This window comes from Marinitoga sp. 1138 (assembly GCF_013363265.1).
In the GTDB taxonomy this organism is placed as follows: domain Bacteria; phylum Thermotogota; class Thermotogae; order Petrotogales; family Petrotogaceae; genus Marinitoga; species Marinitoga piezophila.
On the sequence record NZ_LBFA01000021.1, the window covers coordinates 1 to 4214 of the forward strand.

Here is a 4214-nt window from a genome sequence, read left to right on the forward strand (position 1 = left end):
TAAAGCCTTCTTTTTATCTTCATTTCTCATCCACCATGCAGCACCATTTAAACCATTACACATCATAGTTGGATGTGGAAAGTCTTCTGCAAGAAAATAACCTTCTATGAATAATTCATATGCTTTATTATATTCTTCATTTTTAATATGTTCTCTTGCATGAGAATATTTTAAAATAGCCTTATCTACATTATTTTTTTCATAATTATCAGAATATATTTTAAAATCATTAGTTATATTATATGATTTATTAAATAGATTCAATCCTGGTAATATTAAACATCTTGCATAAGCTGGAAGGTTTTCAAAATTGTTTCTTAATATAATAACTTCTTTTTTCGCTAAATCAGATTTTCCTATTTTATAGTACAAAGAAATGAGTTCAAATCTTGCTAATTCTTTTAATATTGTTGTTGTTGTTGTTGTTGTTGAAATAGTTTTATTTGCATAAAATATAGCAGAATCAAAATCTCTTTTCCATTTTGATTTTAATAACAGAAAATAAAATTTTAAAGAAATATCTTTTGTATTCTCAAATAAAAAATTGATTACGGGATAAGAAAAATATCCAAAACTAATAATATTAATAATATCTTTTATAGAAAAATCCATCGTGATCACCTTTTCGAAAATTAACTATTTTGTTACATATAAAATAAAAATCTAAGGAACTTAAGCTTAATTAGAATATAAAAAATCTCAGATGAAAATGTGAAATATCTAAAAAAACGTAAATAAGCCCTGCATAAAAACTTTACGGTTAAATTACGAAGATTAAGAAAAAGAAAATTAATAAAAATACAACAAAAATGAAATTTTGAAACACTGATAAAAAGCGGATTTTTATTTTGAAAAAGACACTTGAAAACCATGTTAGAAATGGTAAAATTTAAAGCAGGAGGTGGGATAGTGAAAAAGATAATTATTTTAATATTAATAGGAATAATCATGTTTTCATCAATAGTATTAGCAGGAGATAACGATAAAAAATATAAAACAGATTCATACAATCCTCAAATCCAAATTGAATTTTCTGAGTAGTTAGATAGAATCTATTTTCTATATATATTTACGTGTATATTATACCAAAAAATATATAACAGGAGAAAGGAAAGGGGATTTAAGATGAAATGGAAAATATATAACAACAACGATAAAAAATACGCTCTTGATCTGGAAAGTGTAACATTAATAGAACTCGATGATGAAGCATATAAACATTTTACTGAAGATGCAAAATCTGAAGAAGTAGATGAAGATATAAAAATATTAAAAGAAGCAATAAATAAAAAAGTAGAAGAAAGTGAAAAATTCTATAATTCTGAAATAATATTTGAACCATCAAATATTATATTAAATATAACAAAAGCATGTAATCTTGAATGTATATACTGTTATGCTCACAAGGAAAAACCAGAAAGTATGAAAATGGAATTAATAAAAGAAAGTCTGGAATATATATTTTCAAATACAAAAAAGAAAAAAATAACAATAACGTATTTTGGTGGAGAACCGTTGCTTGAATTTGAAAAAATAAAAGAAAGCGTTGCATTATCAAAAGAGTTGGGAAAGAAATATAACAAAAAGGTTGTATATTCAATAACCACAAATGGAACAATAATGAATGAAGAAATAATAGAATTTTTAATAAAAGAAAAATTTTCAATGATGATGAGTATGGATGGATGTGAAAGTATTCAAAACTTTCAAAGGCCATTTGTAGGTGGAAAGGGATCACATGAAAAGGTATCAGAAAATATAGAGTTAATAATGAAAAAAAGAAAAAAGTTAAACGTTAGAGCAACAGTAACAAATCAGGAAATAGAAATAAAAAAAATAGCAAGACATTTTATAGAAGAAAAAAATTTAAGCGGATATTCATTTGCAGTAGCATCCTATCCATATACAAAAGAATGGACAGAAGAAGAAAAGAAAAAATTATATGAAGAAGTAGAAGAAATAATAGAAGAAAAAGATAAAAGATTTATTCCATTAAATATAAGTGGATTATGGGAAACGATAAAAAAAGGAGAAATAAAAAAATATCCATGTGGAGCGGGGTTGGGGATAGTATCAATAGATATAGATGGAAAGATATATCCATGTCAGAGATTTACCGGGGAAAAAGAGTATGAACTTGGAGAAGTGGGAATGAAGTGGGAAGAATTTATCAACAACAAAAAGGAGTTTTATAAAAAGGTAGTAAAAAAAATAGAAGAAGATTGTGGAATATGCGAATTGAGAAATATATGCGGCGGAGGATGTCCGTATGAATTATTAACAAAAAGCAATAGTAGAAGTATTTCTTGTGATTTAACAAAAATAGGATTAGAAAAATTAAAAATAGGGGGATGAGAAAATGAAAAGAAAAGGATTAATCATTTTATTTATATTAATACTAACGATTTCGTTGTTTTCTGATAGTTTAAAAATGATAAAGAAAATAGAGATAAAAAATAGAGATCCTAAAAATATTAATTTAGCTTTTACAGAAAATGAAATAATAATAACTCCAATATTTGTTAAAGGAGATACATTTAACGTAGAGGTATATTCTTTATATAATAACAAAAAAGAGTTAATAACAAAAAAACCACCAGCTTTATTTGAAGTTGGGCAGTTTGGTTCTCCTCCTGTTATAAATATATATACATTTGAAAATAAATTCTGGATAATATGTGGAAATGAAAAAAATGGAGATATGGAGATAAGTGAATATATAAAAAAAGATGACAAATATGTATTTAATAAAAAGCTAAATCTTGATATTAAATCACTTTATGTAACTATTGATTATAAAATGAAAGATAAATTTATTTTAAGTGCTTTAGTAAATGAAACAGGAAGGAAATTGATATTAATAGATAAAAATCTTAACTGGTATAAGGATTTAATAACATTAAATGATTTTTCAGGATATCTTGAAATAGCAGAGTATAAGGATAAATTATATATATTTGAAAGTACAACAGAAAAGAGTGTATCGTCATTCTTTGGAGCAAATAGCAAATACATAAAATTAAAACATACCTTCGATGTAAAGACATATAAACTTCTAAAAAAAGAAGAAAAGGTATTTTCAGATATGGAATATTATACATATATATATCAAAATGGGAAATATGCATATTTTGGGAATTACGGAGGAAAGATAAACATAAAAAGATATGATCTTGAAAGCGGAAAAGTAGAGGATATAAACATGGAAGAGATATATCCATTATTGAAAGAGGGAAAGATTAATTACGACTATTATGTATATAATAAAAACCAAAAAATGTTAATAGTAATAGAAGAAGAAAATGCAACAAAATTAATATTTGGTAAAGTAAGAGATAAAAAGTTTGTAATATTGTGGAAAAACGAAATAAAAGGGAAGAATGAAGTATATTTGGCAATATTCAAAAATGCAAATTTTACAGATATAAATTTTTCTGGCGAGAAAGAGATATTATATCTTAATAATAAAAATTATAAAATAAATATGAAAACAGGTGAAATATCTAGATTAACAGATAAACCAATTTTATTCTTCAAAAGAGAAGATAGGTATTATGGAATTTTAAAAGAAAATAATACAATAAATAAAATACTTGAAATATATGAATTAAAACTTGAATAAAGGTATAGATTTAGATTCTGTGGCTGGAAAAGAAAAATAAAATTTAAATGGAGGTCGATATATTATGAAACATTTAAAAGTTATCAATGGGAAAAATAATATAAAACCAGAATGTGTTTGGATATTAGATCATTGTAGTGGTTACGATGGGGGAAGTTGTACTCTTACAGATGGTTGTTTTACTATTGATTTAGGGGACTGTAAACCATCAGATATATGCGGTGTTGATCACTGTACCCCAGGAAAAATAGATATCCCAGAATAAAAAATCAACTTTTCCAGCCACAGTCCCAAAGTGAAACAATAAAAAATAGTATGGGGTGAAAAAATGATAGAAGTAAAAGGGATAAAAAAGAGCTTCAAAGAAAAAGAAGTATTAAAAGGCGTGGATTTTGATGTCAAAGAAGGGGAAAAGTTTGTAATATTAGGGGAAAATGGAGCAGGAAAATCCACACTGTTTTATATATTAACAAAAGTATATAATCCCGATGAAGGAGAAATAAAAATAAAAGAAGGGAAATATTTACTGGGCTTTGTAGAAGAACCACAGTTTATAAAAACCATGAATGCGTATGAAAATATGAAATATATT

The 4214-nt window shown here is 25.3% G+C and carries 5 protein-coding genes and 1 pseudogene; 5 read left to right on the plus strand and 1 reads right to left on the minus strand.

Annotated features, from left to right (window positions below; genetic code table 11):
• Nucleotides 1-612 (minus strand): annotated as a pseudogene (locus XO11_RS07865) (hypothetical protein); the annotation flags it as partial.
• Nucleotides 613-909: 297 nt separating this feature from the next.
• Between XO11_RS07865 and XO11_RS10655 the strand changes: the two are divergent.
• The 5 genes from XO11_RS10655 to XO11_RS07885 form a co-directional block, all read left to right on the plus strand.
• Nucleotides 910-1041, plus strand: a complete 132-nt coding sequence (locus tag XO11_RS10655; RefSeq protein ID WP_255370588.1) for a hypothetical protein — start codon at nucleotides 910-912, stop codon at nucleotides 1039-1041.
• An 84-nt stretch (nucleotides 1042-1125) separates the two neighbouring features.
• Nucleotides 1126-2355: a radical SAM protein gene (locus XO11_RS07870; RefSeq protein WP_175418459.1), complete on the plus strand. Its 1230-nt coding sequence runs from the start codon at nucleotides 1126-1128 to the stop codon at nucleotides 2353-2355.
• Nucleotides 2356-2359: 4 nt separating this feature from the next.
• Nucleotides 2360-3622 (plus strand): hypothetical protein, encoded by a 1263-nt coding sequence (locus tag XO11_RS07875; RefSeq protein ID WP_175418460.1) that lies wholly within the window; start codon nucleotides 2360-2362, stop codon nucleotides 3620-3622.
• A gap of 64 nt (nucleotides 3623-3686) precedes the next feature.
• Nucleotides 3687-3887 carry a hypothetical protein gene (locus tag XO11_RS07880; protein ID WP_175418461.1) on the plus strand — a complete coding sequence of 67 codons (201 nt, stop codon included), beginning with the start codon at nucleotides 3687-3689 and terminating at the stop codon, nucleotides 3885-3887.
• A gap of 63 nt (nucleotides 3888-3950) precedes the next feature.
• On the plus strand, nucleotides 3951-4214 hold a 264-nt coding region (locus XO11_RS07885), incomplete at its 3' end, for an ATP-binding cassette domain-containing protein (protein ID WP_175418462.1).

Excerpts from the sequence above, each read along its gene's own strand:
- XO11_RS07875 (WP_175418460.1), top strand. The coding sequence starts at position 2,360 with ATGAAAAGAAAAGGATTAATCATTTTATTTATATTAATACTAACGATT.
- XO11_RS07870 (WP_175418459.1), top strand. The coding sequence starts at position 1,126 with ATGAAATGGAAAATATATAACAACAACGATAAAAAATACGCTCTTGAT.
- XO11_RS07880 (WP_175418461.1), top strand. The coding sequence starts at position 3,687 with ATGAAACATTTAAAAGTTATCAATGGGAAAAATAATATAAAACCAGAA.